At 43.7% G+C, this 26,986-nt stretch carries 24 protein-coding genes; 14 read left to right on the plus strand and 10 right to left on the minus strand.

Features of this window, described 5'->3' with window-relative positions:
* Window positions 1-52 precede the first annotated feature (52 nt).
* The 3 genes from BW947_RS10565 to uvrD form a co-directional block, all read right to left on the minus strand.
* Window positions 53-388 carry a metalloregulator ArsR/SmtB family transcription factor gene (locus BW947_RS10565; RefSeq protein WP_076499471.1) on the minus strand — a complete coding sequence of 112 codons (336 nt, stop codon included), beginning with the start codon at window positions 386-388 and terminating at the stop codon, window positions 53-55.
* A 272-nt stretch (window positions 389-660) separates the two neighbouring features.
* Window positions 661-1,524, minus strand: a complete 864-nt coding sequence (gene ubiA, locus BW947_RS10570; protein WP_076499401.1) for a 4-hydroxybenzoate octaprenyltransferase — start codon at window positions 1,522-1,524, stop codon at window positions 661-663.
* Window positions 1,525-1,669: 145 nt separating this feature from the next.
* A complete protein-coding gene (gene uvrD / locus BW947_RS10575; protein ID WP_076499403.1) occupies window positions 1,670-3,838 on the minus strand; it encodes a DNA helicase II in 2,169 nt (722 codons plus the stop codon).
* Between the two features lie 612 nt (window positions 3,839-4,450).
* Between uvrD and BW947_RS10590 the strand changes: the two genes are divergently transcribed.
* Together BW947_RS10590 and BW947_RS10595 are read left to right on the plus strand one after the other, a co-directional pair.
* Window positions 4,451-4,978, plus strand: coding sequence for a hypothetical protein (locus tag BW947_RS10590; protein ID WP_076499405.1), 528 nt, complete (start codon window positions 4,451-4,453; stop codon window positions 4,976-4,978).
* A gap of 84 nt (window positions 4,979-5,062) precedes the next feature.
* Window positions 5,063-5,452, plus strand: a complete 390-nt coding sequence (locus BW947_RS10595; protein WP_076499407.1) for a hypothetical protein — start codon at window positions 5,063-5,065, stop codon at window positions 5,450-5,452.
* A 24-nt stretch (window positions 5,453-5,476) separates the two neighbouring features.
* Here BW947_RS10595 and BW947_RS18725 read toward each other — a convergent pair whose 3' ends face one another.
* Window positions 5,477-5,653 (minus strand): hypothetical protein, encoded by a 177-nt coding sequence (locus BW947_RS18725; protein ID WP_159436985.1) that lies wholly within the window; start codon window positions 5,651-5,653, stop codon window positions 5,477-5,479.
* Window positions 5,654-6,116: 463 nt separating this feature from the next.
* Between BW947_RS18725 and BW947_RS10600 the strand changes: the two genes are divergently transcribed.
* A complete protein-coding gene (locus tag BW947_RS10600) occupies window positions 6,117-7,316 on the plus strand; it encodes a class I SAM-dependent methyltransferase (protein WP_076499409.1) in 1,200 nt (399 codons plus the stop codon).
* Window positions 7,317-7,341: 25 nt separating this feature from the next.
* Here the strand turns inward: BW947_RS10600 and BW947_RS10605 are convergent, their stop codons facing one another.
* Window positions 7,342-7,815 carry an NUDIX hydrolase gene (locus tag BW947_RS10605; RefSeq protein ID WP_076499411.1) on the minus strand — a complete coding sequence of 158 codons (474 nt, stop codon included), beginning with the start codon at window positions 7,813-7,815 and terminating at the stop codon, window positions 7,342-7,344.
* 117 nt (window positions 7,816-7,932) lie between these two features.
* Window positions 7,933-8,811: a KPN_02809 family neutral zinc metallopeptidase gene (gene ypfJ, locus BW947_RS10610; RefSeq protein WP_076499413.1), complete on the minus strand. Its 879-nt coding sequence runs from the start codon at window positions 8,809-8,811 to the stop codon at window positions 7,933-7,935.
* 493 nt (window positions 8,812-9,304) lie between these two features.
* Between ypfJ and BW947_RS10615 the strand changes: the two genes are divergently transcribed.
* From BW947_RS10615 to BW947_RS10635, 6 genes are all read left to right on the plus strand, one after another.
* Window positions 9,305-10,252 carry an IS1595 family transposase gene (locus tag BW947_RS10615; protein ID WP_076499415.1) on the plus strand — a complete coding sequence of 316 codons (948 nt, stop codon included), beginning with the start codon at window positions 9,305-9,307 and terminating at the stop codon, window positions 10,250-10,252.
* Window positions 10,253-10,479: 227 nt separating this feature from the next.
* The gene (locus BW947_RS10620; RefSeq protein WP_076499417.1) at window positions 10,480-11,976 is read left to right on the plus strand and encodes a helicase HerA-like domain-containing protein; all 1,497 of its coding nucleotides are present in this window, start codon (window positions 10,480-10,482) and stop codon (window positions 11,974-11,976) included.
* Window positions 11,977-12,369: 393 nt separating this feature from the next.
* On the plus strand, window positions 12,370-12,492 hold the full coding sequence (locus BW947_RS18980) for a hypothetical protein (RefSeq protein WP_107885087.1): 123 nt from the start codon (window positions 12,370-12,372) through the stop codon (window positions 12,490-12,492).
* A gap of 321 nt (window positions 12,493-12,813) precedes the next feature.
* Window positions 12,814-13,770: a TAXI family TRAP transporter solute-binding subunit gene (locus BW947_RS10625; RefSeq protein ID WP_076499419.1), complete on the plus strand. Its 957-nt coding sequence runs from the start codon at window positions 12,814-12,816 to the stop codon at window positions 13,768-13,770.
* A 110-nt stretch (window positions 13,771-13,880) separates the two neighbouring features.
* Window positions 13,881-15,914: a TRAP transporter permease gene (locus BW947_RS10630; protein ID WP_076499421.1), complete on the plus strand. Its 2,034-nt coding sequence runs from the start codon at window positions 13,881-13,883 to the stop codon at window positions 15,912-15,914.
* 42 nt (window positions 15,915-15,956) lie between these two features.
* Window positions 15,957-16,361, plus strand: a complete 405-nt coding sequence (locus BW947_RS10635) for a DUF1850 domain-containing protein (protein WP_076499423.1) — start codon at window positions 15,957-15,959, stop codon at window positions 16,359-16,361.
* On the opposite strand, the gene BW947_RS10640 is transcribed toward BW947_RS10635, so the two are convergent.
* Window positions 16,358-17,077 carry a FadR/GntR family transcriptional regulator gene (locus tag BW947_RS10640; protein ID WP_076499424.1) on the minus strand — a complete coding sequence of 240 codons (720 nt, stop codon included), beginning with the start codon at window positions 17,075-17,077 and terminating at the stop codon, window positions 16,358-16,360. The genes BW947_RS10635 and BW947_RS10640 overlap by 4 nt on opposite strands.
* Before the next feature lie 278 nt (window positions 17,078-17,355).
* Here BW947_RS10640 and BW947_RS10645 point away from each other — a divergent pair, with 278 nt between their 5' ends.
* From BW947_RS10645 to BW947_RS10655, 3 genes are all read left to right on the plus strand, one after another.
* Window positions 17,356-18,594 carry an OprD family outer membrane porin gene (locus BW947_RS10645; RefSeq protein WP_076499426.1) on the plus strand — a complete coding sequence of 413 codons (1,239 nt, stop codon included), beginning with the start codon at window positions 17,356-17,358 and terminating at the stop codon, window positions 18,592-18,594.
* A gap of 661 nt (window positions 18,595-19,255) precedes the next feature.
* Window positions 19,256-20,935: an FAD-dependent oxidoreductase gene (locus BW947_RS10650; RefSeq protein WP_076499428.1), complete on the plus strand. Its 1,680-nt coding sequence runs from the start codon at window positions 19,256-19,258 to the stop codon at window positions 20,933-20,935.
* A gap of 69 nt (window positions 20,936-21,004) precedes the next feature.
* Complete coding sequence (locus BW947_RS10655) at window positions 21,005-21,349, plus strand: cytochrome c3 family protein (RefSeq protein WP_076499430.1); 345 nt, start codon at window positions 21,005-21,007, stop codon at window positions 21,347-21,349.
* A 299-nt stretch (window positions 21,350-21,648) separates the two neighbouring features.
* Here the strand turns inward: BW947_RS10655 and BW947_RS10660 are convergent, their stop codons facing one another.
* A complete protein-coding gene (locus BW947_RS10660; protein ID WP_076499473.1) occupies window positions 21,649-22,632 on the minus strand; it encodes a sensor domain-containing diguanylate cyclase in 984 nt (327 codons plus the stop codon).
* Between the two features lie 132 nt (window positions 22,633-22,764).
* The gene (locus tag BW947_RS10665; RefSeq protein ID WP_076499432.1) at window positions 22,765-23,103 is read right to left on the minus strand and encodes an FKBP-type peptidyl-prolyl cis-trans isomerase; all 339 of its coding nucleotides are present in this window, start codon (window positions 23,101-23,103) and stop codon (window positions 22,765-22,767) included.
* 186 nt (window positions 23,104-23,289) lie between these two features.
* Here BW947_RS10665 and trxC point away from each other — a divergent pair, with 186 nt between their 5' ends.
* Entirely contained in the window at window positions 23,290-23,712 is a 423-nt protein-coding gene (trxC, locus tag BW947_RS10670) for a thioredoxin TrxC (protein ID WP_076499434.1), read from the plus strand.
* Between the two features lie 91 nt (window positions 23,713-23,803).
* Here the strand turns inward: trxC and BW947_RS10675 are convergent, their stop codons facing one another.
* Window positions 23,804-25,204, minus strand: coding sequence for a DASS family sodium-coupled anion symporter (locus tag BW947_RS10675; RefSeq protein ID WP_076499436.1), 1,401 nt, complete (start codon window positions 25,202-25,204; stop codon window positions 23,804-23,806).
* 558 nt (window positions 25,205-25,762) lie between these two features.
* Between BW947_RS10675 and BW947_RS10680 the strand changes: the two genes are divergently transcribed.
* Entirely contained in the window at window positions 25,763-26,929 is a 1,167-nt protein-coding gene (locus BW947_RS10680; RefSeq protein ID WP_076499438.1) for an MFS transporter, read from the plus strand.
* Window positions 26,930-26,986 lie beyond the last annotated feature (57 nt).

Here is a 26,986-nt window from a genome sequence, read left to right on the forward strand (position 1 = left end):
CCGAATACACATATGAATTTTCGAATGTGTACCTGTAAAATTTTTTAGCGTATTACTGACAAGATAAATGACCTTGTTGCAGCCGCTTAATGAGTTGGTTGGTTTCAATCAACTGACACAGGCCAGCTTGCTCAAGAATATAAGCAGCCCACACGGGAATATGCGGCGAGAGGCGATAATGGATCCATTTACCGTCACGGCGATCCAGTAATAAGCCTGATGCTCTTAACATAGCAAGGTGGCGCGATATCTTAGGTTGAGTTTGTTGCATAGCAACTGTGATATCACACACGCACAGTTCACCGGCCTCACGAAGCAAGAGCATAATACTTAACCGCGTTTCATCTGAAAGTAACTTAAACAATTGTAATGGTATTAGCTGCGCCATAAACATTCCCTCAATAGAGAGTAAAATCATACTCAATTAAGCCATCGCGTCAACAACACATGCAAAATATCAGATGTGTTTAACTCTTTTTAAGCATGAATGCCAATCATGTGCCCCACCCAATTCATTCAGTGGCACGCATTGAGTAGCACATATTATTAGTTGTTGATGCAAGTAAAGCTGTGGGGATATCTGGCGTGAGTGATTGATGCGGCAGAGTGACAGATGTTACATAGTGGCTGTTGAGCTACAGCCCAACAGCCACTATGTACTTAAGCTAATAAATAATCGGCGGCTAAGGTGGTGAATAATACCAACCCCGCCCAATTATTATTGAGGAATGCCTTAAAACACGGTGCGCGCTCGCGGCCAAAAATCAATAGCTGTTGGTAGGTGCTAAAGCCGATAAAAGTCAGTATTCCTAGGCCATATACCAAACCACGATCGGCGCTCCAACCGGCGGCAATAAAGCAGATTAATGCGCCAAGCTGAAATAAGCCGATAATTTGGCGGTCATATTTACCAAACAAAATCGCAGTGGACTTTATGCCTACTTTTAAATCATCGTCCCTATCGACCATGGCGTACATAGTGTCGTAGGCGACAGTCCAACACCAATTGGCGGCAAATAACCACCAAGCTTCCATCGGCACCGTACCCGTTTGCGCCGCGTATGCCATAGGGATAGACCAACTCCACACTATGCCCAAAAACATTTGCGGCATATTGGTGATACGTTTAGTGAAGGGGTAAATAATGGTGAGAATAATGCCAATAACGGATAACTTAACGACTAAGCCATTGAGTAATAATACTAAACCAAACGCCACTAGGCCTAATATGGCAAACAGTAACAAGGCTTCTTTGCTGCTGATTTCACCACTGGCTAACGGGCGAGATCGAGTGCGTTCAACAAAGGAGTCCAGATCGCGATCGGCATAATCATTAATAATGCAGCCACAGGCACGCATAATTACTACACCCAAAATAAAGATGATTAATACCTTAAGATCGGGCATCCCTCCAGCAGCTAACATCAGTGCCATCAAACATGGCCACAGCAATAACAGCGTACCGATAGGGCGGTCGATTCGAGTAAGACGGGAATACACATCCCACTTCTGCTTTAAATTCATTAACTAGGTACTCCCATTCCTAATATCGGCTCAAGTTTACACTCGATTTTCAGGTGTAGCATCATATACCTATGCTTCTCCCGATGCGAATATGCGCCAAAAAGACTGTAACCAAAAACAGTATTTATCACGGCTACGACAGGCATTAAAGCGCTTCTAAACGAGCGTAAGCCACCACTAACCACTTGCTGCCAAAGTCAGTAAAGCTCACTTGTACTCGCCCTTGGGCGCCGCTGCCTTCAAAGTTAGTCACTTTGCCTTCGCCAAATTTAGGGTGATTGACTCGTTGGCCAACGTTAAAGCCGGTGTCGTTAGTCGCCGCTGACTTTGGGGCGCTAAAACGATTATTTGCCATTGGTGTTGAAACCTGCGCCTTAAGGCGAATTTCATCCACATATTCTGGCGGGATTTCTTTGATAAAACGCGATGGCCGAGCGTAATCTTCGCGGCCATAAATGCGCCGTGATTCTGCATAGGTAATGTAGAGCTTTTCCATGGCGCGGGTCATGCCCACATAGCAAAGACGGCGTTCTTCATCGAGTCTATCGCCCTCTTCGAGCGCCATTTTACTCGGGAAAATGCCTTCTTCAACACCCGCCATAAACACCATAGTGAACTCTAGTCCTTTGGCAGAATGCAGCGTCATTAGCTGCACCGCATCGGTAAAGGCATCGGCTTGGCCTTCGCCCGCTTCGAGCGCCGCGTGGGAGAGAAAACCATTAAGTTCACCCATGTCCTCCAGCTCTTCGGGCATCTCAAAAGTACGTGCCGCCGTGACTAATTCTTCTAAGTTTTCGATTCTGGCGTGGGCTTTTTCGCCCTTTTCAGCTTCATACATGGCCTTAAGACCCGACGCTTGAATCACTGTATCGGCCATGCGATACAGCACCATATCTTGGGTGTCTTCACGCAGTGTCATAATTAAGTCCATGAAACCACGTACAGAATTTGCCGCGCGACCCGCAAGCACTTTTTCGTCGAGCAAGCGCACGCTCGCCTGCCACAGGGTTAACTCATGCTGACGCGCCGTAGTGCGCAAAATATCCAAAGTGCGATCGCCAATACCACGGGGCGGCGTGTTAACCACACGCTCGAACGCCGCATCGTCATCTTTGTTATTAATCAGCCGCAGGTAACCCATGGCATCTTTAATTTCTTGGCGCTCGAAGAAGCGTAAACCGCCATAGATACGATAAGCTAAACCTTTGTGTAATAAGGCTTCTTCTAATACCCGCGACTGAGCGTTTGAACGATATAAAATCGCACAATCACCAAGATTGCCGCCCTTTTCGTGCCAATCATTAATCCGGCCGACAATAAAGCGCGCCTCGTCCATTTCATTAAAGGCGCAATAGAGCGAAATCGGATCGCCATCGGCTTCATCCGTCCACAACTCTTTACCCATACGCTCTGGGTTATTGGCGATTAAGGCGTTGGAAGCTTTAAGAATATTGCCTTTAGAGCGATAGTTTTGCTCAAGGCGAATCGTGGTCGCCGTCGGGAAATCTTTTAAGAATCTATGTAAGTTTTCAACCTGAGCGCCGCGCCAGCCGTAAATCGATTGGTCGTCATCACCGACTATCATCACATTGGCAGTTTGACCGGCGAGCACACGGATCCACGCATATTGAATGGCGTTGGTATCTTGGAACTCGTCCACCAAAATATGCTTAAATCTGTCTTGATAATGGGCCAACAAATGCGGCTTATTGAGCCATAACTCATGGGCACGTAGTAGGATTTCAGCAAAATCGACTAAACCTGCACGATCGCAAGACTCTTGATAAACCTGATAGATTTTTAGCAGATTCTGCTCAAGCGGAAAACCGCCCGCATCGATATGTTTAGGGCGTAATCCTTGGTCTTTTTTACCATTGATATAACCCTGAGCTTGGCGTGGAGGATATTGTTTCTCATCCAAATTCAGGCTTTTAAGAATACGTTTGATCAAGCGCACTTGATCGTCAGAATCGAGGATTTGGAAGCTTTGCGGTAAACCCGCATCTTGGAAATGAGTGCGTAACAAGCGATGCGCCAAGCCGTGGAACGTGCCAATCCACATGCGGCCCATATTGGTGCCAGCGACTTTTTCAACTCGCTCGCGCATCTCAGCCGCAGCTTTATTGGTAAACGTCACCGCAAGAATCGAGTACGGACTCTGCTGTTCAACCTGCATCAGCCACGCAATGCGGTGGGTCAACACCCGAGTTTTACCACTGCCCGCGCCCGCCAACACTAACATGCTAGATTGCGGTGCCGCGACAGCCTCACGCTGCTTATCATTCAGGCCGTCTAGTAAAGAAGATACGTCCATTCTCGCCTCCAAAAAATCGAGGGGGTATTATAACAGAAGAAAACCAGCCTGCGCGTTTGATCCTCAAGACAAGAGCCACAAGACGAGGCCACAAGACTAATGATAAGTTGCCGCATCTTGCTTTGCACTGGTGTTGCAAGAGTGCCGCAATGCCTAATCTCGCTTACGCAGATATGAGTAGCTTGGCTGCCTAACTCTTTGCTAGATAAAGAAAACTAAAGAATTGGGGGCTTATTAAATCTTTTAGATAAAAAGCAAGATTCTTTATAACCTTCAAATAAAGATTAAGCACTGTCATTCCAGTGACTCGCCGTGAATATGTCCCTATAGGCTCGACGACGGCATCCATGCCGTCAACGGTCACTTACATGACAGTGCTTAATCCTAGTAACCTTTGCGTATCTCTGCTAGCCAGCAAAGAATAATAAAGCTAAAACGATATCAAGTGATTACCCATCAAACTGTATAAAAAAAACCGCTACGCAAAATAGCAGATTCCTATAGCATCATTTATACCAATTGACATTGATGTGGCAGCGACCAAGTCCAACAAGCGATTTATGCCCAGCAAACAGCGCATAAATACCAAGACGTTATGTGCCTAGGGGTAAAATGAACAAGATCATCCTAATTTTACTGTTGGTGTCGTCTTCAGTGTTTGCAGATAGCGAGAGCTTTTTCAATCGGATATTTTTTGAAAATGTTGCTTACTCAGAACTTGTAACCCCGGAAAATAAAGAAGTTATAAGACCAATATTCCAACAAGTTGATAGAATATTAGCCTCAGATGAATGGGGCAATGCAGATAAACTCGACGAATTGCGTAGCATATTGATGTCTTATTTATCAGAAATCGCATCAAAACAGTCCATGCCCTTTGAGCAAACCTTGTCTAAATTCAAAGCTGGTAAGTTAAACTCTGATATAGCCAAAGCGTATGCTGATGAACGTAATTCCAAAGTCATTAGTCGTGAACTTGATAAGGTCATTAATGTACAAAATCTCGAGGAGTTACAACGTACAGCTAACGATCAGGAAAGACTAAAGTTGTTGAAATGTGTCATTGATAATATGAAAAACTTACCGGCCAATATGAAAGAAGTGGTTGTTTATTATTGTAAATTAAAACAAAAAATTTAGTACGCATAAAATATGCCTAAAAAGGGACTGTCAACGCGTGGCGTTGCCAGCCCCTTAGTCAGGCATTATACGAATGGAGATATCATGCTAACCAAATGGCTGATAAATTATCTTTCGATTGAAGGAACGTTAGCTCGGCATCCAAAGTTCAGTGATGCATTCAAGATAGAAGGTATCGTTATGTCCGGAGATAAAACAACGTTTATTGAAGGTATTGAAGCCTCATATTCAAAAGCTGTTCTCATACTATGTGTTCATGATCATCAGGAAAGGTATAGCGTTTGGGAGTCCAAGGAATATCGTTATTACACAGATGCTTTGAATGTACTGAAGGCGGAATGCTGCCGTTTATCTGAGTTAATAAATAAGCGCATTGAGGTAATTGGCTCTTTGGAAGATACACACAGGGATGGACTTCTCGAAGTTTATAATGAAAACAATCAACAATATATCCTTGAATCTACGAACTTGTAAGCAGTTTATCAAAACTGCCGATTGCTAATTTTTACGGATACAAGGCGCGAATGAAAATTTTTGATTTTCTTCGTGAAACAGAATATCCACAACTCTATTTAATGCTTTAAGTGACCAATCAGACAACTCAAAAATCGACGGAATACGCATCCCCTCGGAGTTGCCGCAGGGCGAATAGACAAATTGCGTGAGTCTCGCCATGGATGGCGAGCTAGCTTTCGCAGGTGCAGGGATGCATCCTTCGGAAGCGATAGCAAATTTGGCAATGAGCACAAGGGGCTTTCAACTCCGTTGGGGGCGTCATGGAGCATCCAAGGAGGATAGGACGAGCAGTCCTCCTTGGTCGGGTGTGGGGTGAAGCCCCACGACGTTGACTTTGATTTTTATTAAAAAACTCAAAAAAGTCTAGGTAAAATTCCATTAGCAAATAACCAACGCAGAATGGCGAATTTCAACTTATGGATCAGACTCACCTACTATCAAGCTACATCTTCAATTAAGCGCATCACTAGAATGACTATGCTTAATCACTACAACTTCAACAGATAAATCAGCAGCGGAGCTCTGCCCAAGCCCCCTTCTCGATGAGAATAACTTTAGGTAGCGGCGGATCGCGGTTAGAATACTCACCCTGTTTTTCTTGGTTACTTTTTCGGAAACAATAATGTCCCATTCAGCGCTTAATTCTTTTGATGATTTTTACCAGCTTTTGGCTGACAGCTTGGCGAAGAATAGCCTGATCAAACTATTGTTGAGTAAGTATCGAGGGGCAGATAAAAGCTTGCAGCGCATTACGATTCGACCAATTAGTTTGCAAAATGAACCTATGCTGTCATTTGTGTATCAACACCAGACGAATCACATCACTAAAAACCTGAGTTATGACGAAGGCTTAGCCAACATAAAACTGTTACTCGGTAACGATTTTAAGAGCGCCCACTTAGCTACGACACAGGCAGAAGTTCAGCTTGAGATCAGCAAAAAAGGCAAAGTCCAAATCAGCACACATAACCTTAAACAAGCCGTCGCGGCGCCGTTAGAACATGACCGTGAGAAAAAGCGTTTTGTGGATATCCAGCGCCCCTTCCTGACTCAGCTCGGTGTGACTGACAGCCAACATAATCTTATCCCTGCGATGTCGCGCAAATGGAAACAAATCAATAAATTTATTGAGGTTTTCAGCCAAGCACTCGAAGCCTCGCCCCACAAGAATGACCAACCGATCAATGTGGTCGATTTTGGCTCAGGCAAAGGCTATCTCACTTTTGCAATCCATGATTACCTGCGCCACAGCCTACACAATGATGCGCAGGTGACTGGGGTAGAATTGCGCCAAGCCCTGGCCGATTTATGTAATGAAACGGCGGCAACACTGGATCATCAAGGATTGTCGTTTGTTTGCGGCGATGTGAGAACCCATGCGCCAAAGCAAACCGATGTGATGATCGCCCTGCATGCCTGCGATATCGCTACTGACTATGCGATTCATTATGGTATTCGCGCCAATGCCGACATCATCATGTGTTCGCCTTGCTGCCATAAACAAATTCGCCCGCAGATGCACAGCCCAGAGTTGTTCAAACCTATGCTGCAATATGGGGTACACATGGGCCAACAGGCTGAAATGGTGACGGATTCATTACGTGCGCTATTTTTAGAAGCCAATGGTTATGCGACTAAGGTGTTTGAATTTATCAGCCTAGAACATACCAATAAAAATAAGATGATTTTGGCGGTGAAAAAGCCACAACATAATCAGAAAGACAGCGCCGCAATCCTCGCGCAAATTGCTGACATTAAAGCCTATTACGGTATTACTGAACATTGCTTAGAAACCTTACTCGCGCAAACCCAAGCCGATTAACGGCCGGCGGTTTACTGGCAAAGCATTAAAATTTTGCACTCATAACAGCCCCGTTGAAATTGAGGCAATCGTTAATTCTTTGCTGCTGAACCGCGCTGAGGGTATCGATATCGTGGAAGGCAAACTCTGAATGTTCGTGGCTTAAATGGATTGGCAGTGGCGCGCCTTCTGCCCCATTTTTTGCTACCTCAGGCCCATCAGGCAACTCAGGCAACTCAGGCAACTCAGGCAACACCAGTTCACAACGAAAGATAAAGGCTTGGGATTGATAAGCACTGTGATAATACACGCCGCTCAAATAGTTGACCTGCACACTTAAGCCTAACTCTTCTTGGCATTCGCGCACTAAGGCCTCATGAATAGTTTCACCAGGCTCGAGTGCACCGCCGGGTAAGCCCCAAGCAAAGTTACCGTAATTAGCCTTAAGCAACAGCACTTGTCCTTGTTGATTAGTGATCACCGCGTGGCTACTCAGTCTAAAGGTATCGTTAAAGGCCACTCAGTTATCCTTCTGCAGTGTATTTAAATGCCGTGTATTTAAGTGCTGTGTATTTAAGTACGTGCAGGTAAGCTCAGAGCATTTATGTTTGATATACATTTGAAATACCAAATAAAATCACTTCGCCGCAAACGTATTACAACTGGCGAGATTACCCGACTCAAACCCTGTCTTAAACCATTTAACCCTTTGTGCGGAGCTGCCGTGGGTAAAAGCATCGGGCTGTACAGCGCGACCCGCCATTTTTTGTAAGCGATCGTCACCCACAGCGCTGGCAGCGGCAATGCCTTCGGCGACATCGCCCGCTTCAAGTAAATTAAGTTGTTGGTTAACGTAATGCCCCCAAATACCCGCATAGCAATCCGCCTGTAATTCAAGTGCGACACTCAATTGATTCGCCTGCACTTTACTTGCACCTTGCTGTGCTTGGCGCACCTTAGCGTTAGTACCCAGCAGATTTTGCACATGGTGGCCAACTTCATGGGCAATCACGTAAGCAAAGGCGAAATCACCGGGGGCGCCTAAAGTTTTAAGCTCATCAAGAAAACTCAAATCAATATAAACCTTGCTGTCGGCTGGGCAATAAAAAGGCCCTGACTGCGCTTGTCCCATACCGCAGCCTGTGGAGGTCATATTGCGATAAAGCACTAACTTGGGCTCTTTATACTGTCCTTTTAATAATTGACCCCAAACCGTTTCGGTGGTGCCTAAAATGGCCGCGACAAACTGAGCATTTTCATCTTGGGCAGCGGTTGTTGAGGCTGATTGCGCTTGGCTTAAGTTGGATTGAGTGCTCGGGTCAAGTGACAGGCCGCCAGTAAAATATTGAAAAGCAAAATAAATGCCACCAATCAGTAGCACTACTCGGCCGATTTTAGTTCTTAATAAAAAAGGTAAAAAACGCATTAACAAAACAACAGGCATACCCGCTGACGCCATTTGCTGGCCGCGTCTATCTTCCACATTGGAGCTTCTTTCAATATCACGCCAGCGCATAGCACTCCTTACTCTCGTTACTTATTAAACAGTTAATGGCACCGTTAGTTAAATCACTCTTTAAACCGCTTATATATTACCTTCAAGCACTTATCACGGACGATCGCATTATGTCGCTGCAGTATGGTGCGTGAATGCGGCGTTAGTGAATGTAAAATAACACACCTTATACCAGTCACATTAAATATCTAATCAGTTCAGAGCCTCACAGGTATTTCAATCCGAGGCGCATTGACGCAGAAATGGTTATTCCCTTTTAAGTTAATGCAACACGGGAGTGGGATACCTGTGAGGCTCCCAAAGGGCGGGTTTCAACGCGCTTTATACTGCATTTAAGGCTTTCGACAGAGCACCACTATGCCTTCAAGCCTTCGCCTTGTCTAAAGCGCGTTGAACTCCCGCTGAATGAACAGATATTTAATACGATTGGCTATGTTTTAGTTAAGTGTTGCTACACTATAATTATGTGCAGCTCTCTATAGGAGTTCCAGACATGACTTCATGTTTGTTAGACCTCGAGCAACAAGCGGCAGAGTTACCCTTTGAACAGCAACGTTTACTCATTTCTTTTTTACAGCAACAACTTGATAGTGGTTCATGCATTAATATGCTTGAGGCGAATTTCACCATCAAACCCCAGTGCCCTCATTGTCACGCCTGTCACATTAAACGCCATGGAAAACCTAATGGCCGTCAGCGATATCGCTGTCATGCTTGTCATAAAACGTTCATGTGCACCATTAACACACCCTTCTATCGAATGCGGTTCTTAGAAAAATGGCTGCCATACTTCACATGCATGCTAGACAGCCTTCCTATAAGAAAGAGCGCAAAGCGCTGTAATATATCAGTTAAAACAGCCTTTAAATGGCGCCACCAATTTCTTTCCTTACCCAATAAAGTCAAAGCGCAAAGGTTATCTGGTATCGTTGAAATCGATGAGACCTTATTTCGCTATTCAGAGAAAGGCAGTCGTACACTCTCACGTAAAGCCCATAAAAGAGGTGGAGATTGTGCTGGTCGCGGACGCAAAAAAGGCGATTGGGTCGCGGTCCTTGTGGCCAGAGATAGAAATAAACAGGTATTCGATGAATGCCTCGATAGCGCCGATAGTGTCACATTATTAGGGTTGCTAGAAAATAAAATAGCTGCAGATTCAGTGGTGTGTAGCGATGGCTTTCTTTCCTACCTAAAAATGACTCAGGATATGAAAGTAGAGCATAAGATACTCAATGCAAGTCATGGCAGGCGAGTCAAAGAGGGTGTTTTTCATATTCAAAATGTCAATGCTTACCATAGCCGACTGCATTTATGGATAAATACCTTTCGGGGCGTAGCAACTAAATATCTTCCGAACTACTTAGGCTGGTTTAGATTCTTTGAAGCCCATGATAATCCAAATGAAAATAGTATATTGGCTATGCAGACACAGTTAACGTGAACATAGCCAATACGATTGGTATTACGTATCTGCAACGAGCATATTACCAGTGATAGGTTTTAGCCAAGTGATATCAAGCTTACTCACTCATTATGTTGACATAAACTAGGCTAAGGCCAACACTCAATGATAAATATTTATATAAATAACTGACCACACAACAGTGGCTTAAATAGAGATCCCCTAGTCACTACCGTAAAGCCCTATCGTTAATATAAGGAATGCCCTTGAATACGCTATTAATTGGAAAAGGTGAGCAGCAAGCTCACTTAAATCTTAAGTATGCCAATCGTCATGGGTTAATTGCTGGCGCGACAGGCACAGGAAAAACCGTGTCATTGATGAGCATAGCCGAAGGCTTTTCGCGCCAAGGTGTGCCAGTATTTATCACCGATGTTAAAGGCGATATCTCCGGCCTTGCGATGGCGGGCACTGCCAATGAAAAGCTGTTACAAAGGGTGGCTCAAATTGGTATTGAGGGTTATCAAAACGAAGCCAACCCTGTGGTGCTATGGGATTTAGCGGGTATTCAGGGCCACCCGCTACGAACGACCATCAGCGAAATGGGCCCGACATTACTAGGCCGAATCCTCGAACTTAATGACACCCAAAGCAGCATTCTAGATATCGTGTTTCAACTTGCAGACGACCAAGGATTATTACTGCTCGATTTAGACGACCTACGCGCTATGTTGGCCTTAGTTGCCGAAGAACGTAAAGAGATCTCCGCCAAATATGGCCTAATTAGCGCCCAATCTCTCGCGGCGATTCAGCGCTCGGTACTGGGGCTAGAGCGCGATGGTGGTAAAGACTTTTTTGGCGAACCCGCGCTGCAACTTGAAGATTTAATGCGGACCAATTTACAGGGTCGCGGCATCATTAATTTATTAGCGGCGAATAAATTAATTTTAACACCACGTTTATATTCGAGTTTTTTACTCTGGCTCCTTTCGGAGTTATTTGAAAACCTACCCGAAGTTGGCGATCCCGAAAAACCTAAACTGGTATTTTTTATCGATGAGGCACATTTACTGTTTGAGGGCTGTCCACCGAGTTTATTAAAACGCGTTGAGCAAATTATGCGGCTTATACGCTCAAAGGGCGTAGGCGTTTATTTTTGTTCGCAATTTCCTGACGATATCCCGAGCGAAATTCTCGGACAATTAGGTAATCGCATTCAGCACGCTTTAAGAGCCTATACTCCTCGGGATCAAAAGGCAGTTAAAACGGCGGCCGAAACCTTTGTACCCAATCCAAAATTGGTTGTGAGTGAGGTTATATCTCAACTCGCGGTAGGCGAAGCGCTGGTATCTATGCTCGCAGATAAAGGCGTACCAACTATGGTTGAACGCGCACTCATCGCACCGCCGCGTTGCCGCATGGGCCCCGCCACAAATGAAGAACTACAACAAGTACGCGCACAGAGTCCGATTGGTGGCAAATACGATAACGCCATCAACCGCGAATCGGCCTACGAATTACTCAACCAAAGACGATCAGGTAACGCCACCAGCAATACTACTGCGACAGCAAATGACGCCCAAACGGGCCAAAAAATAGAGGACCAAGGTTGGTTCAGTGAACTGATTTTTGGTAATAAACGCCGCCAAGGTTTAGCGCAAACGCTATCAAAACAAGCCGCGCGCACTGTCGGCAGTCAATTAGGTAAACAAATCTTACGCGGTATCTTGGGCGGTATTTTAGGTAAATCGAGCCGCCGATAAACAGATTTCAATAATAGGAATAACCACCTAGAGAGATAAATCATGCACGGGTATAGCGTGATACATAAATAGCCAACATTGATAAACGCAAACGCACAGCGTTACAGATCGCATATTTCTTATACAAGTTAGCGCTACCATTAGCGTTAATTATTCTAAGCGATGAGTGGATCAAGATGCGGAATTCAGTGATAAGATTATTTTGCTGTAATCGCTCATTGAGGCAAATAGTTCACAGATAATTATCAATGATTTTAAATGTTTGTAATTTTTTAATCTGGTCATTCGACATAAAGAATTTCGCTTCAATCAGGACATCATGGAATAGGTTCACTTGAGTACGGCTTACATGATTAGCCTGATGAATAACCACAAAGTACATGGAGTTTTATTATGAGTAAAGAGCAAAAAAACCGTAAAGAATCGAAGAAACAGCCACTCCTGTCTGCTAAAGAAAAAAAGGCAGCCAAACACGCTAAAAATGTGACTAAAGGTTTCTTAGATAACACTAAATAGTGTCCTGTTATAAGTAGTGTCCTGTTATTTTTGATATTTTTCTTAAGTAACACAAATAGGGTTAACCTCAGGTTAGCCCTTTTTATTAGCTTATTTTATGGGTTAATAATATTAGTCATATGTAATCCACGTGCTCATCTTTCTCCCCATGGTTTGGCATCACAACGCTAAGAACCCTCCGTTTAATCGCGTAAAAAATATCAGTATCGACCATAGGCTAATTGACCTTTGCCAAAATTTATGAGGTTATACTTAGCAGGCCGTGATATTCCGAGCTTGAAAGACCCTATATAACATTATAAAAAATCAGGATATTTCATCATGAAAATTAATAAAAAATGGGTAGCCGCAGGCGCCGCAGTAACATTCACCCTCAGCGCAGCTGCTATGGCCGCTGCCCCCGCTTTTATCAATATTCTCACTGGTGGCACCAGTGGCGTGTATTACCCGATTGGCGTAGCCTTATCGCAACTCTATGATAATGGTATTGAAGGCTCTAAAACCTCAGTTCAGGCGACGAAAGCCTCAGTAGAAAACCTTAATTTACTGCAATCTGGCCGAGGAGAATTAGCACTGGCTCTAGGTGATTCTGTTGCCGCTGCATATCAAGGCGATATTGATGCTGGCTTTAAAAAACCACTAGATAAAATCCGTATTATTGCAGCGGCCTACCCTAACTACATTCAAATCGTCGCCAATAAAGAATCTGGCATTAAAACCTTAGCCGATTTAAAGGGCAAACGTATCTCCGTTGGCGCGCCTAAATCGGGTACTGAACTCAATGCTAGATCAATTTTTAAAGCGGCAGGTTTAAGCTACGAAGACATGGGTAAAGTCGAGTTTTTACCCTATGCCGAATCTGTTGAGTTAATCAAAAACCGTCAGTTAGACGCGACATTGCAATCTTCTGGCTTAGGTATGGCTGCTATTCGTGATTTAGCGGCGACGATGGCAATCAATTTTGTTGAAATCCCTGAAGATGTTATCGCGAAGATCAATAATCCCGCCTATCAACACGGCGTGATCCCCGCTTCAACCTATGAAGGCCAAACCACTGATGTCTCTACCGTTGCGATTCAAAACCTGCTGGTGACTCAGAGCGGCGTATCAGATGATTTAGCCTATCAAATGACTAAGCTGATGTTCGAGCACTTAGATCGCTTAGGTAACGCGCACTCAGCCGCTAAAGCTATTAGCTTAGATAACGCGACAAAAAATCTGCCGATACCACTACATCCAGGTGCAGAGCGTTATTACAAAGAAGTGGGCGCACTGTAAGTTTGCTTAACGTTAAATGAGCGCACAAATTCCCGAACCAAGCGATTAAGATGCCGTTGATTAACGGCATCTTATTTTCGCCTCTGTAGTCTAATGCTGTGAGGCATAATATGAGTGATCCACAACAAGGTCTCAGCGCAAATACCGGCGACTGGCCCAAAGCGCTGTTTTATACCGCTTTAGTTTTTTCTATTTTTCAGATTATTACCGCTGCTTTCCATCCCGTGTCTACTCAAGTGTTACGTGCAACCCACGTGGGCTTTTTACTATTAGTGGTTTTTTTGAGTTATCCCGCAAGAGGCAAAACACAACCTTGGCAACCATTGGCTTGGCTACTCGGTTTAGCAGGCATGGCAACCGCAGCTTATCAGTGGTATTTCGAAGCTGACTTAATTCAACGCTCAGGCGACTTGACCGACGCAGACATGGTGATTGGTATCATACTGATCGCATTAGTGTTTGAAGCCGCAAGACGGGTGATGGGTTGGGCGCTCCCGATAATCTGTAGCATCTTTTTGGCCTATGGTTTATTTGGCCAATACCTACCCGGTGAATTAATGCACCGCGGTTATGGGTTTGATCAAATAATCAACCAGTTAGCCTTTGGCACTGAAGGGTTATACGGCACCCCAACCTATGTATCGGCGACGTATATTTTCTTATTTATTCTTTTTGGCTCCTTTTTAGAGCAAGCCGGAATGATCCGTTTATTCACCGACTTTGCCATGGGCTTATTCGGCCACAAACTCGGCGGCCCAGCGAAAGTTGCAGTGGTATCGTCAGCACTGATGGGAACCATTACGGGCTCAGGCGTTGCTAACGTAGTCACAACGGGGCAATTTACTATTCCGTTGATGAAACGATTTGGCTATCGCTCAGCCTTTGCCGGTGGCGTGGAGGCGACATCCAGTATGGGCAGCCAGATCATGCCGCCAATTATGGGCGCGGTGGCTTTTATCATGGCCGAAACCATTAACGTGCCCTTTATCGAAATTGCCAAAGCGGCGTTGATTCCCGCCCTGCTTTATTTCTGCTCAGTATTTTGGATGGTACATTTAGAGGCTAAACGCGCCAATCTCTGTGGCTTACCCAAAGATCAATGTCCTAACCCTTGGGCAGCGATTAAAGAACGCTGGTATCTGCTGATCCCCTTATTTATTTTGGTTTATTTGCTGTTTTCGGGCAGAACACCCCTGTTCTCAGGCATGGTAGGTTTAGCACTGACATCGATAGTGATTTTAGGCTCAGCCATTGTGCTGCGGCTTTCATCAATGGCGATGCGTATCGCTTTTTGGATCGCCCTTGGAGTGTTATGCGCTGGCTTTTTCCAACTCGGTATTGCAGTCGTATTCGGGGTTATTGCACTGTTAGTTGCGATTTGTTGGTTTATTCAAGGCGGTAAAGAAACACTCACTATTTGCTTACATGCGCTGGTTGAAGGTGCTCGCCATGCCGTGCCTGTGGGTATTGCTTGTGCTCTAGTGGGCGTAATTATCGGCATCGTTTCCCTTACGGGGATTGCCTCAACTTTCGCGAGTTATATTCTGGCGGTAGGCCAAGATAACTTGTTCTTATCACTCGTGTTAACTATGGTCACTTGCCTAGTGCTTGGTATGGGCATACCCACCATTCCCAACTACATTATTACCAGCTCAATTGCAGCGCCCGCGTTACTTGACTTAGGTGTGCCGCTGATTGTGTCACATATGTTTGTATTCTATTTTGGCATTATGGCCGATCTCACGCCGCCCGTTGCATTAGCTTGTTTTGCTGCGGCGCCGATTGCAAGGGAGTCTGGACTTAAAATCAGCCTGTGGGCGATTCGCATCGCGATTGCGGGTTTTGTGATCCCCTTTATGGCGGTTTACGATCCCGCATTAATGCTGCAAGGTGATAGTTGGTTAGCCACAGTGTTTGTTGTGCTTAAGGCAACTGTCGGTATCGGTATTTGGGGCGTGATTTTTACCGGATATCTATTACAAAAACTCTACTGGTGGGAACGGGTTATTGGCTTCCTTGCAGGGGCGAGTTTGATTCTTGCTACACCATTAAGCGATGAAATAGGCTTTGGGCTGGCGTTACTCTTCATCGTGCAGCACAGCTTACGGGCACGCAAACTCAAACGTCTCGCAGAGCAAGGGTAATCCTTTGAGATTAGCAGTCTTTAACAAATCAGCGGTAAGTCAGTGCTAGGTCTATGTTTAGGCCTAGCAGGTACGCTGTGGGCGCAAGTGCCCACAGCGCACTTCACTTTGGCGTGGAGCCACACTATAGAAAAAATTCGTTGGGAGGAGGACTATAACGTCACGCCACTGGGTTTAGTGCTAGTCGAAGCAAGAGTTAAAGGCACTGGCGCGGGTATGGAGATCCCAGATGATGCTTATCTTAAAGATGGCAGCTGGCATTATCAGCCTAAGCTGCCCATTTTACCGGTATTACGTTTAGGCCGTACACCTGAGGCGGGAGATTTTGAACTGTGTTTCACGCAAATATCTGGCGATATTCAATGCAAAGCTATGAGTCATTGGATTGGCCCACCAAATAAGCAAGTCGCAGCAGTTGAAGTTTGGGGTTGTGGCTCTTTGCTTTAAGCGTGTTTATCCATATATTTACACTCAACTTCAATTAGGCGCTGATTAAAATCCTCAAGGTGTGCAAACATTTCGGCCTCAGCTTTCGCCCCATCTTTTGCAATAACCGCTTCGACAATGACATCATGCAAGCCTAAAGGATGAATTTCATCGGTCGGAGGCTGAAACTTGGTCGTTTGATTACCTAATAAAACCAACAAAGATTTTACGATTGCTTCTAAAAAGCGATTTCCTGACATTTCAGCGATCAAATAATGTACTTGAGATCGCAACATGACAGTTTCGGGATAAGCAAATGAATCATTTTCATGACTGTTCGCCTCTTGCAAAGCTTTAGCTTGCTCTGGAGTGCAATTTTTAGCAGCCATTCTAGCCACTTGCGGCTCAATCAGCATGCGTGCCTGACACAATTCAGGAAGGGAAAGTTTCCCCATTAGAAATAAATCTTGGCAAGCATCACTTAAGCGTTCAAAGGTTAAGTGCTTAACAAATGCGCCACCTGTTGCACCTTGGCGAATCTCAACTAATCCACCCGCCTCAAGGCTTTTGATCGCTTCTCTCACCACGGTGCGACTAACTTGAAATAATTCTATTAATTCGCGCTCAGAGGGGAGTTTATCGCCAGCCTTATATCCGCCGTCTAAAATAGCATTTTTCAGTTGCTGCCCGACTTCACTCGATGCTCTTATCTGCTTAATTGGCTTGAAGATATGCACTTGATTATTCCAAATATGCTTAGTGTCGCCATACTAGCATAAAACCGCATTAACGCAGAAAAAGTACTCTACTCTTTCCTACATTAGTGATTAAAAAACATTCATATTTGTTGATCCATGTAACATCTGTGCGAATTTCGTAACTAGTTTCTCATATTCATCCTAACTTCGTTGTCGACATTGGTTATACGTCATACATTTAACCTAATAACGTTAAACATAATTCTTTAAATAGATCGGGCAATTCTGATCAGGGCTTACTAATAATAGGGAAGATGATGATGAAAAAATCTTATTTATCTTTGCTTGTGCTATCTACGCTAGCGATTCCAGCTACAGCAGATACCAGCATTGATCAAATGTTTAGCCAAGGTACGTTAAAAGGGGAATTACGCTTATTCGATTTTACCCGTGACTATGATAATACGACCAACACTAAACACGATACGTCATTTGGCGGACTGTTTTATTATAATACCGCAAAAGTGAATGGTCTCAGTTTTGGGACCAGCTTCGCATCTGCAAATCCCATTTGGACCAATGATTCAGATGATGTCTACGGCCTAGTTGCTCGCGATGCCGCTGGCGACCATGACAATGTCAACCGTTTACAGGAGTATTTTGTCCAAGGTAATTGGTGGGATACTCAATTCAAATTAGGTGCACAAGAACTGCGCACACCAATGATGAATCCCCATGATATTCGTGCGATCCCACGAACTTTTCGCGGCTTTTCAGCAGAAAATAAGAGTGTTGATAATCTAACTTTATCAGCACTCTATATTACAGATTCCATGGGATGGTCTGACAATAACTTCGTATCCGTAAAAGAGGCGGTGCAAAGCGAATTAGCACGAGCGGGGGTTATTGCCAATGTAGCAGACAATCCAGTTTACGCTCTCGGAGCCAAGTATAAACTTCCCTTTGAAACACTCAAAACTGAGGTTGAACTTTGGCATTACCGTATGGAAGATGTGTTTAATCAAACCTATGCCAGAGTAAAATTATCCACTCAGTTAGGTGCGACTAATCTGTACTTAACCCCCTCTTATTTAACTCAACAAGCCACTGGTGAAGAAACTGGCGGCTCGCTAGATACCTATCAATATGGTTTCCATTTAGGTGCAAAACTTGCGGGAACGGATATCACCTATATGTATGCAAAAACTGGAGATGACACTGTACTCACACCTTGGGGGGATGAAAAAATAGTCATTCAGCAAGTGTACCAATCAGCAAGAGCCGGTGAAGAAGTTAATGCCTTAAGAGTCGCCTATGACTTTGAAAAAATCGGCTTAAGTGGATTAGAAGCTTATGCATTTTATGCTCAATATGATGTTCCAACGGGTACAGAAAAAGACTTTAATGAAACTAACTTTTCAATCACCTATAAGTTTGCAGGCGCATTATCAGGCTTAGGCCTTAGAGCTCGTTATGCCCTAGTTGATATTGATCAAGGTGAAGACTTTGACGATCTCCGTTTATATATCACTTATAAGTTTGTTTTAGGTAAATAGTTTCATCAGTCTCAACTCCCCCTGCACCAAAAATTAATGCGGGTGTATCAGCTTTGTTGGATACACCCAGCTTTTACACCGCTGAATACCCATCTCCAATGACAAGTTGCGGTAAATATACATTGATTTAATTACTGAGATTAAAAATAATTTATAAATTATAATTTATTCCTGCCATGGCCATTTCATGTATCTTATTTAGTGGATGCGGAAATTACGATAATTCGGAGATATCGCTACCGAAATTATCTACAGTGAAATCAGGAACACTAAATATATGTAGCGATGAAACAGCTTAATAACCCATCTTTCATTTTGTTCAATATATTTAAGAAAGTTATCCCACTGAGAAAAACTCACTGCGTCATTTAATAAAGAAGTCCTACATTAGCTTGTTTCAAAAAGAAGAATCATATTCACAGCTCAAAACTCCAGCATTTTGTGAAGCACTGCAAAGATGTAATTAATAACACTTTTTGTTTATTGTCATATGTCATACATTTAAACGTATGTTGTTAATGAGTGAGAATTTAATCACTTTCACACAACTGCACGTTTAGCTTTTAAAGCAAACAAATCACATGCGGTTATGGCCAGAACCAGTGTCATTGCTAACGGTGTCATATCCACCTTAGCAATGGGGACCAAAGGAGTATCAAATATGAGTAAAGAGCATTCACAGAAACCAAAAGAAATCGATCAATACACCGCTAGCGTCCTTCAAAATGGTATATCTCGAAGAAGTTTTCTGACTCGAGCAGCGGTTGGAAGTGGTGGCTTAGCCTTTGCAAGTTTTGGTATTGCTTCAGCGAGTGCAGCACCACTTCAAGTTGGCACTGAATATGGCGAAATTGGCGGCGCAACGCTCAATTTTCTACCTAAGCCAAAACCTATTGCTGATAAAGATATTGCAACAACCCAAACCTTTGATGTTGTTGTCGTCGGTGCTGGAGCTTCTGGTGTACCTGCGGCTCTATCAGCCAGAGAAAGTGGTGCAACCGTTGCGTGTTTGCAAAAGCAAGCCATCCCAGTATCTCAAGGAAATACTGGTTCAGGGATTGACCTGAAAAACAGTGATAAATCTGCAATTGAAGCTTTGGTCAGCCGTTTGATGGCGGATAACGCGCACCGTTCACATCCCGGCCTTCTTAAGCAATGGGCTTACAATTCAGGTGAAGCCGTCACTTGGGTTATCGATAGAGTTAAACAAGGTGGCGGCCAGATTGTTGACCAAGGAACTAAAGTGCAGCACGGTATTCGCGGAATTGCTGATACTGATGACCGTTTAAGTTTTATCACTTCTTTCTGCGGCCCTAAACCCTACACCACAGGTGATGCTATCCGCGCATTAGCTAAAACAGCGGAAAAAGCAGGCGTTAAGTTTTTCTTTAATACTCCTGCACAACAATTAATCCAGGATGAGTCAGGAAAAGTCATCGGCGTCATTGCTCAGACTCGTGATGGTAAGTATCACAAATACATGGCGAAGAAAGGTGTCATTCTCTCTTCGGGTGACTATCAAAATAACCAAGCCATGTGTGACTTCTTCATACCCGAACTGAAAAACTTTGAACGAAAACAAATGGATCGCACTGGTGACGGTTTTGCTATGGCTTATTGGGCTGGCGGCGTTATCGAACCTGTTGGGCATACCAAAATGTTACACGACTTCGATGCTGGCCCGGCTTCCATGTGCGACATGCCATTCTTAGCGGTAAACCGTAAAGGTGAGCGCTTTGTGAATGAGAAGGTTGAGATGTCACTAATGAATAACTACTTGAAAGATGAACAGAATGCTGGGCATTACTCTCAAGTATTTGATTCTGATTATATGACACAAGCAAAGGATTGGCCTGGCCACCTCTATTCTCCTGAAGAGCTTAAAATCTACATGCCTGAAGCTCCAGGTGAGAAAAAAGGGGTGTTTCCCTCTTTGATCAACACCCATTCAGCTAACACATTAGAAGAATTGGCGGTGAAGTTAGAGTGTGATCCAAAAACCTTTGTTGCCAGCATTAACCGTTATAACGAGCTGTGCAAAAAAGGTAAAGATGAGGACTTCGGTAAACCTAAAAGCAAAATGGCACCAGTGCTCAAACCACCGTTTTACGGTATTCACCGTCGTATGCGTATTTCCACTATATGCTCAGGTATTCTCGTTAACGACAACCACCAAGTACTTGATGCTGATGGTAAGGAAATTCCAGGTTTATTCATTGTTGGTAACCTAGGCGCAGGTTTCTATGGTGGCGTTGACTACCCATTAACGGTATTTGGCTTGTCTTTAGGTCGTTGCTACACCTTCGGCTATTTAGCTGGTAAATATGTAGCAAAACTATAGAACACATAGTCATCAAGAATGGATGCCTCACATTTTGGTATCCTGTGAAATGAATAATGGGATCAGAAAATGAAAAACTTAACGATTATATTGGCTATTATTTTAGGTATTTTCGCTGGCAGCGCGTTCGCGAAAGAGAGCAATTTACTCGACCAAACTCATATGGCGAAAGGGCTAAAATGTGCCAGCTGCCATGGTGTCGAAGAACGACAAGCAGTACCGATGCTCAAATGTGTACAATGCCACAACACGAAGAAGTTAGCGGAAAAAACGGCGGATGTAAAACCAACCAATCCCCATAAAAATCGCCACTTCGACACCGAAACTGATTGCAGTAAGTGCCACCATGTACACAAAAAATCTGAAAACTATTGTGTCAGTTGCCATCAACCATTTAATTTTGTAACTCCATAAGCAGATGAAACTACGCTTGAAAAGCTAAAAACAAAAAACAAAAAACCACCTTGATGGTGGTTTTTTGTTCGAGTAAGATACTGTAATCAAATCTAAACTAAGTAACCTGAGCTCGGGATAAGCAGAGCCGCTGAATAAGCATCTTTTCGAGCCTATTTGCCGCATTCAGTCAGAAAATAGATTTTTCTTTTCAAACTAATCATTTATAGCATTGATTTAGTTTGTTAAATTTAGATTGCTCGATACTCGTTATCCCCGAATTCAGGTTAAGTAATATCAAGATCAATAGGCTTAAATCATTATTCTGACGATTGATAAAAACAATATCCATGTTTTCCTTGGTGTTTCACGCGATACATGGCGGCATCAGCACGATCGCAGCTTTCAGCAAAACTATCATTAGCGCCAAAAATATCGATACCGATACTCAGGCCTATCTCAACTTCACAGCCTTCTAATATAAAACTCTGCCGATAAGCCTCGAGTAGAGACTGCGCGAGTGTTTCTAATTCTGCAACTTTGGATGTAGGCATTAATATCACAAACTCGTCGCCGCCTAATCTGGCGATATGCGCTAATTCGCCAGCATGGAGTACAAGTGTATCGGCAATATGCATCAGTAAAGTATCACCAAGCTTATGGCCATAGTGATCATTTAATGCTTTAAAACCATCAAGGTCGATAAAGAATAATCCACCGCGCCCCCCTGATTGCAAACATCCATCGAATGCTTGGGAAATCGCTTGGCGATTCATAAGATTGGTTAATGGATCGCTATGTGCTAAAAGCGCTAAATCAATTTCATAGCGCTTTTCTTGAGTAATATCGATATGACTACCCATCATTCGCAGCGGCGTACCATCGGCTAGGCGCTCAACAATACGACCACGATCTGACACCCAACTGACACTACCATCTTTGTGCAGCATTCGGTGTATGACTTGGTAGTAATCCGCTTTACCACTCACATGATCATCAAAGGCTTTTATCACCCAATCTTTATCATCAGGGTGTAATTTACTTTTCCAGCTATCAATATGCGCGGCGAGTTCTTCGCGACTAAAACCTAATAGCTCACCCCAGCGCATATTAAATATCGTTAAATTCCCGCTGGGGATATGCTGCTCCCACAAGCACAATCCATTGCCATCAAGCGCGGCAAAAAGTTTTTCTTCGGCGCGACGATTCAACGCAGTTAAAGTCGCGTTCTCACGTTTGAGCAGAGCTATTTCAGCTTGCAGCTGCTCAATGAGTTCTGCCGCGTTTTCTGCTGAGTTATCCAAAGCCACTAGAAACCTCTTTCCCTAAGATGGAGGATTTTAAATCAGTGTAAAACACTCGTTATCAAAGTAACATTTTAACCTGATTCAACTGCCACACTCACGCTTATCCAGCGTAATCCATAAAAACTGGTATTACTCGTCGCGCGTCAGCACTGCTAACAACTCGATTTCAAAAGTCAGATCGGAGTGTGGTGCGATATGCGCTCCAATTTGACGCTCACCATAAGCTAAATGAGCTGGGACCAGCAATTTACGTTTACCGCCGACTTTCATGCCCATAATACCTTGATCCCAGCCTTTGATCACACGCCCAGTGCCAATCACACACTGAAACGCTTGACCTCGGTCGTAAGATGAATCAAATTGCGTTCCATCCTGCAAGAAACCGCGATATTGGGTGGTGATGAGCGCACCTTTAACAGCTACCTTACCTTCACCTATGGTGAGGTCAATAACCTCTAATTCAGTCATTTATTTGAACTCTTTGTAAATCGCACTGAGTACATTTGCGATATATTAATGCGTAGAATTGTATCAGCTGCATTCAACCTTGTCGGTGCTTTCAATAAACTTTTACAATAAGCTTAATATCTAGCCCCTTTAAATAACGCTCACACAACCCAATATCTTCTTAAATCCCGTTATTGGAGTTTTATCATGATTATTGCCTGCCCGCATTGCGATACGCTAAACCGGGTTCCCGATGAACGTTTAAAGCAGCAGCCCACATGCGGTAAATGTAAGCTCAGTGTGTTTACGCCAGCGCCGATTGAACTCACGAGTACAAACTTTGCTAACCACGCCAATAAGTCTGAGTTACCTCTAGTGGTCGATTTTTGGGCCAGCTGGTGTGGGCCCTGTAAAAGTTTTGCCCCTATATTTTATGAAGCGGCTAAAACTTGGGAACATCAATTTCGCTTTGGCAAACTCAATACCGAGGAGCAGCAAGCACTGGCTGCTCAATTCAATATACGGTCGATTCCGACATTAATGATTTTTAAACAAGGTCAGTTACTCGCGCAACAAGCGGGGGCTTTACCTAAATCGGCTTTCGATCAATGGCTAAAAAATTATTGTTAATGCTACGTTGCCACCCTATCGCCATAAAAAGTACCTCCTCGCGGGGTACTTTTTATGCACGCACAATAAATAAACGTATAAATAGGTAAGTTTAGATATCCCAAAATGCATGAGCAATAATACTCAGCACTACCATGCTGATAATATTGATAATCATACCAACTCGCACCATTTCAGACTGCTTAATATAGCCAGAGCCATAAACAATTGCATTGGGCGGCGTTGCCACTGGCAGCATAAAAGCACAGGATGCCGCTAAACCTATCATCACAGATAACATCACAGGTGACACACCCAATGCTTCGGCAATGGCGGCAAACACAGGTACTAACAACGCAGCGCTGGCGGTATTACTGGCAAACTCGGTGAGCATTACGACAAACGCAATCACAGCAAACACAAATAACGACATATGTGTGCTACCAAAAATGTCTGTCATAAAGTGAGCTAAAAATACGCTCGTACCGGTGCTTTTTAAGATGGCACTTAAAGTTAAGCCACCGCCAAACAAGATTAATACACCCCAGTCAGTGGTCGATTCAATTTTCTTCCAACCGACTAAACCTAGGCCAGCTAATACCACCACAGCGCTTAGCGCGACCACGGTATCAAACTGAGAAATGCCACCTAGAGCCTCCGCTAGCGGAACACTAAATATCCAACAACACACTGTGATAAAAAATATCATCAAGGTTAATTTACCTTGATTAGTCAATGCGTTATTTTCTCGCTTAATCTCAATTTTGGCAGATAGATCCGGCTTAAAATACCAGTATAAGGCTAGCCACATTAGCGGCAGCATCACAATAACGGTTGGGATCCCAAACTTAAGCCAATCACTAAATGTTAGGCCTACCTGCGCAGCAGCAATCGCATTAGGCGGGCTACCGACGAGAGTACCCATGCCGCCAATATTGGCCGAGTAAGCAATCCCTAGCAGTAAAAATACATAGGTCCTGTGGTATTTAGCTTTATCTAGTTGCAACAAAATACCTAAAGCTAGCGGTAGCATCATGGCTGCGGTCGCCGTGTTACTTATCCACATAGACAACAGTGCGGTGACGCCAAACAACATAAAGCAGGCAACGCTTAATCTACCTTTAGAGGCCACCAACAGCTTTTGCGCAATTAAAGTATCAATCTTTTGATGATGCAAAGCCGCCGCCAGTACAAAGCCACCAAAAAAGAGATAAATAACCGGATTGGCAAAATTACTCATCGCCTCTTTGGTTTCAAATACGCCAAAGAATACGCCAAGAATAGGCACTAAAATCGCAGTAATACTGATATGGATGGCTTCGGAAAGCCAAAGAATGGCAGAGAAAACCAGAATAGCTAATCCGGTATTCACTCCTTGATCAAAGGGCAGACCATAATGTAGTGCAAATAACAGCACAATATCTGCCGCTAGGATCAGCATTTTTTTCTTATCAAGTTCATCACTGGTAGGGGACTTATTAGGGGGAACTGTACTTGAATGTGTTACAGACATGGTTACAACCTTAATACCATTTAATTTTGGTGCAAATTTAGGGCATAGATCACACCGAGCAAAGCGCTTTATTTTGTGTTTTTACTACAGAGCAACGACACTCTTTACTGCTGTAGCGCACATAAACTCACAATTAGCGGCTTAGTTTACCTATTTTCGGTCTAAAGTTATGTTTTTAACTTTCAAACGGATAAAGAATGAGCAAAACCAGACTAAACCTGTAATAGAATGACTGTTTAAAATTGTGAACTCGATCTAATTTCAATCTTCACCAAAGTGATAATGACCAAATTAAGCTTTAATCAAACGCTTGTTGCTGGCAGTCTACCAAGCAACATGTATTTTATTCACGTCTAAGCTGATAAGCTAAAGCACTAGCTACGTTACAGTTACGCTTCAAAATATACACATTTAAAACGCAATATCCCCCTGAAAAACAAACACAAATATTATTCACCGATACAGTCAATCTAACTCACTTTACCCTGTTCTAAATTAGTCCTAAAGTCGCGCCCCTAAGCACCTTTCGCTTTATTTTTATCCGTTTTAGGGCATACAGTGGAAAACATCGCGTTAAGTCAATCTACTCACAAAACCAGCATATTCGTCCCCGTCGTTGGCTTAAGTTTATTTGCATTGGCCTCTGGTTATTTAATGAGCCTGATCCCGTTATCGCTTACCTTTTTCGAACTAAACGCCTCACTCGCACCTTTACTGGCGAGTATTTTCTATTTCGGCCTACTACTTGGTGCACCTTGTATTGCATCTATCGTGACGCGAATCGGTCATAGTAAAGCTTTTATCCTCTTTCTTAATATCCTGCTTTGCAGTGTTGTGGCTATGATATTAGTGCCACAAAGTTGGATGTGGTTGTTGTCGAGGTTTATTGCAGGGTTTGCCGTTGCAGGGGTCTTTGTCGTGGTTGAATCTTGGCTATTAATGGCAGATACCCAAAAGCAACGCGCTAAACGATTGGGCCTTTATATGACTGCGCTTTACGGCGGAACAGCCATAGGCCAATTAGCCATAGATTACTTAGGTACTACAGGGCATTTACCCTATCTTGTTATAATGGGTTTGTTAGCCGCTGCAAGTTTACCAGCTTTACTGGTAAAACGTGGACAACCACAGGCCAGTGAACAGCATTCTATTTCGTTGTCGGCATTAAAAACTTTGAGTAAGTCAGCTATCTTAGGCTGCCTAGTCTCAGGTTTTTTACTAGGTCCTATTTATGGTTTATTACCTATCTATGTATCCCAAGATATGGGGCTGGATCAGCAAACGGGCTTATTTATGGCCCTTATCATCATGGGCGGTATGTTAGTACAACCTTTAGTGAGTTATTTGTCTCCACGTGTACTTAAGAATGGTTTAATGGCCATTTTTTGTTTACTCGGCACTGCCGCAATATTTTTGCTAACGCAACACTCAATAGTGAGTCTTAGCATAGGTTTTATATTACTTGGCGCCTGTGCATTTGCCCTCTACCCGATTGCAATTAGCTTAGCCTGTGACAACTTACCAAGTAACCAGATGGTTTCGGCGGCGCAAATGATGTTACTGAGTTATTCTGTCGGCTCGGTGATAGGTCCCTTAGTGGCGATAAGTTTTGAGCAAATAGAGCACGGTTTATTGTTGTATTTAGGCGCAAGCTTCATGTTGACCAGCATTTATCTCGGCGGCAAATTACTAGTTAACACTAGACCCCGTTTATCGGCGCCGTGAGTCGTACTCACTTAAGGGCTTTGATTTAAGCTTAGGATTTCTGCACAGAACCGATAA

This window comes from Shewanella morhuae (assembly GCF_900156405.1).
Lineage (GTDB): Bacteria > Pseudomonadota > Gammaproteobacteria > Enterobacterales > Shewanellaceae > Shewanella > Shewanella morhuae.

What these genes read in the sequence shown, in the direction of transcription:
- BW947_RS10565 (WP_076499471.1), bottom strand. Translation starts at nt 388, where the DNA reads ATGGCGCAGCTAATACCATTACAATTGTTTAAGTTACTTTCAGATGAA.
- ubiA (WP_076499401.1), bottom strand. Translation starts at nt 1,524, where the DNA reads ATGAATTTAAAGCAGAAGTGGGATGTGTATTCCCGTCTTACTCGAATC.
- uvrD (WP_076499403.1), bottom strand. Translation starts at nt 3,838, where the DNA reads ATGGACGTATCTTCTTTACTAGACGGCCTGAATGATAAGCAGCGTGAG.
- BW947_RS10590 (WP_076499405.1), top strand. Translation starts at nt 4,451, where the DNA reads ATGAACAAGATCATCCTAATTTTACTGTTGGTGTCGTCTTCAGTGTTT.
- BW947_RS10595 (WP_076499407.1), top strand. Translation starts at nt 5,063, where the DNA reads ATGCTAACCAAATGGCTGATAAATTATCTTTCGATTGAAGGAACGTTA.
- BW947_RS18725 (WP_159436985.1), bottom strand. Translation starts at nt 5,653, where the DNA reads ATGGCGAGACTCACGCAATTTGTCTATTCGCCCTGCGGCAACTCCGAG.
- BW947_RS10600 (WP_076499409.1), top strand. Translation starts at nt 6,117, where the DNA reads ATGTCCCATTCAGCGCTTAATTCTTTTGATGATTTTTACCAGCTTTTG.
- ypfJ (WP_076499413.1), bottom strand. Translation starts at nt 8,811, where the DNA reads ATGCGCTGGCGTGATATTGAAAGAAGCTCCAATGTGGAAGATAGACGC.
- BW947_RS10615 (WP_076499415.1), top strand. Translation starts at nt 9,305, where the DNA reads ATGACTTCATGTTTGTTAGACCTCGAGCAACAAGCGGCAGAGTTACCC.
- BW947_RS18980 (WP_107885087.1), top strand. Translation starts at nt 12,370, where the DNA reads ATGAGTAAAGAGCAAAAAAACCGTAAAGAATCGAAGAAACAGCCACTC.
- BW947_RS10625 (WP_076499419.1), top strand. Translation starts at nt 12,814, where the DNA reads ATGAAAATTAATAAAAAATGGGTAGCCGCAGGCGCCGCAGTAACATTC.
- BW947_RS10630 (WP_076499421.1), top strand. Translation starts at nt 13,881, where the DNA reads ATGAGTGATCCACAACAAGGTCTCAGCGCAAATACCGGCGACTGGCCC.
- BW947_RS10645 (WP_076499426.1), top strand. Translation starts at nt 17,356, where the DNA reads ATGATGAAAAAATCTTATTTATCTTTGCTTGTGCTATCTACGCTAGCG.
- BW947_RS10650 (WP_076499428.1), top strand. Translation starts at nt 19,256, where the DNA reads ATGAGTAAAGAGCATTCACAGAAACCAAAAGAAATCGATCAATACACC.
- BW947_RS10655 (WP_076499430.1), top strand. Translation starts at nt 21,005, where the DNA reads ATGAAAAACTTAACGATTATATTGGCTATTATTTTAGGTATTTTCGCT.
- BW947_RS10665 (WP_076499432.1), bottom strand. Translation starts at nt 23,103, where the DNA reads ATGACTGAATTAGAGGTTATTGACCTCACCATAGGTGAAGGTAAGGTA.
- trxC (WP_076499434.1), top strand. Translation starts at nt 23,290, where the DNA reads ATGATTATTGCCTGCCCGCATTGCGATACGCTAAACCGGGTTCCCGAT.
- BW947_RS10675 (WP_076499436.1), bottom strand. Translation starts at nt 25,204, where the DNA reads ATGTCTGTAACACATTCAAGTACAGTTCCCCCTAATAAGTCCCCTACC.